Raw genomic sequence first — 2319 nt, 5'->3', positions numbered from 1 at the left:
CGAACAGGCCCGCCGACCCCCCGTACACCTGCCGGGCCGGCCCACCCACCTTCACCCACCTGTCGCCCTTGCCCGTCCACTGCCACACGCCCGACCGATCCGGGCTCAGCCCGTACAGACGGCCGCCGGCCGCAGCGAAGGTCAGGCCCGGACCGCCCACACGAGCCCACCGCCGGCCACCAGGATCGAAACGGTAGAGGTCGCCGCTGCGCGGATTCGTGGCGAACAGGCCCGCCGACCCCCCGTACACCTGCCGGGCCGGCCCACCCACCTTCACCCACCTGTCGCCCTTGCCCGTCCACTGCCACACGCCCGACCGGTCTTTGGCCAGTGCGTACAGACGGCCCCGTGCGGTGGTGATGTGGGCCAAGGCCACGGTCTTGCTCTGTGGCGTGCGCGTGGAGGGTGCGGGCTTCGTGGTCTTCGCCGGCTGAGGCCGAGGCTTCGTCCGGAGGGTGGTCGGTGAGGGGGATCCGGTGGCGGCAGGGGTTGGGGTTGGGGGGTTGGCGGTGTCGTTGTCGCGGATGTTGTTGTAGCGGTAGGCGCGGTAGCTGCTGGTGGGGTGTCCGGCCAGGGTGGGGGCGTTGATGTTGCCGCGGGAGAGGTTCGTGGGGACTCGGGGGTTGCTTTCCTGGTAGTAGGTGAACCGGCCCTTGGCCTTGTCGGTCCAGCGGTGGAAGAGCAGGGCGTGGGAGGAGGAGTTGAGCAGGTCACCAGGCTGCAGTGTCCTGACGTCGATCGGCCGGGCGTGGCGGGGCAGCGTGAGGGTGGTTTCGCTGGCGGGCAGTTGCCAGGCCATGGAGATGAAGCCGGAGCAGTCCTGGCGCCAGGGGCCGCCGGTGGCCTGGTCGGTGTGCCATTCGCTCTGGCTGTAGCGCACCTTCTTCTCCACCCAGGCCTGTGCCCTGCGGATGACCTGTTCTCGGGTGACGTGGGTGCCGGGTCGGGCGGCGCGGCCAAGGGTTCCGGTGGTCCTGGTGGATGCGATCGCAGCGATCGTGTCCTGCTGGCGGCCGGTGCCGGCGGCTGTCCGGGGCTCGGCGGTGGTGACGGCGATGGTCGCGGCCAGCGTGAGCGATGCGCTCAGGGCAGCGAGCAGGCGGTATCGAGGCAACGTCTCTCCCTGTGGTGGGTGGATGACGGCAGAGGGGGTGTCGCGCGTCCTCACGACCTGATGGCCAAACCACGTCGGCCGGGTCGGTACGGTGCCGGGTCGTGGTAGGAACTACGTTGCTGGAGTGGCTAGTTGACCGGTCGGCCGGACAATGAAGGCGCAGCTCCGGCTGGGGGCGGGCGATGGACAACCCGGGTTGTCCGCGGACATGAGGGCATGGGGGACACAGTGGCCAAGGCGGGACGGCCCCAGGGGGGCCTCAAGGGAGCCACGCAGGAGGCCAACGCGCTTGCTGAGTTCCTGCGGGAGATCACCGAGGGTTCAGGTGTGCGGGAGTTGGCAGTCCGCTACGAGGGTGTGGGCAAGACGCTGTGGGGGGAGTACCGCTCCGGGGTGCGCATCGTCCCGCTGGGCCGGCTCAACGCCGTGGTGAAGGATCGCTTTCACGACGCCCGCAGCCAGCAGGTCATGCTCGCCAAAGCCCGAAGCCTTCATGATGCCGCCGTGGCGGCGGAGGGTCGGGCGGGGAGCATCCTTCGTTCCGGTACGCGGGATTCTGGGCGGTCGGCCGCAGCAGAGGGTGCGGTTGTACGGGGGGAGGCGGCGCCGAAGCCCGACGAGCCCAGTGCCGGACAGGAGCTTGAGGAAACGGCGGAAGGAACAGACACCCCTGGTCCTCTCGGTGCCGGTGCCGGGCAGGATCCGGATCCGGGAGGCACGGACGATCCGACGGCACAGGCCGCCGACACCAGCAGGCCCGTCTCCTCACCCGGTGAAGCGGGCAGTGCTCGTCCGGTGCGGGTCAGATGGACCGGCGCCGCGGTGGCGGTACTCGTCGCCGCCTCGACCGCGGGCGGAATCTTCATCGCCACTCACCTGAGCGACACCGCGGGCAATTCCAAGCAGCCTGAGGTCCTGCTGAGCCCGCCGCCCTCTTCCTCCGCTCCCGGCGGCGACCTCAACCTTCCCGGCGTCAGCACCGGCCCGACAACCCCGGACAGGTCCCGGCCCACGCCTCCGCCGTTGTCCGCCCCACCGTCATCGGTCCCGGCATCGTCGGCTCCAGAGGTGTCCCGGCCACGGGCCGGTAAGGCCGGCATCGTGGTCGCAACCTCCAGCCGCCTCTACCGCATCACCGCCGACTCGGAAGTCGAGGAGTACACCGGCAAGGCCGGCGCCTGGACCGTCATCCGCAAAGGCACCGA

Annotated in this window: 2 pseudogenes; one reads left to right on the top strand and one right to left on the bottom strand. The window is 70.3% G+C overall.

What is annotated here, in order from left to right:
• A pseudogene (locus ACIGO6_RS39955) lies at positions 1-1114 on the bottom strand (hypothetical protein); the annotation flags it as partial.
• Positions 1115-1342: 228 nt separating this feature from the next.
• On the opposite strand from ACIGO6_RS39955, the pseudogene ACIGO6_RS39950 reads away from it, so the two are divergent.
• Positions 1343-2319: pseudogene (locus tag ACIGO6_RS39950) on the top strand (hypothetical protein); the annotation flags it as partial.

It is taken from the genome of Streptomyces sp. NPDC053750 (assembly GCF_044544295.1).
Classification (GTDB): domain Bacteria; phylum Actinomycetota; class Actinomycetes; order Streptomycetales; family Streptomycetaceae; genus Streptomyces.
Note: the sequence above shows the minus strand (reverse complement) of the source record. Positions and strands in the feature narration are given on the sequence as shown.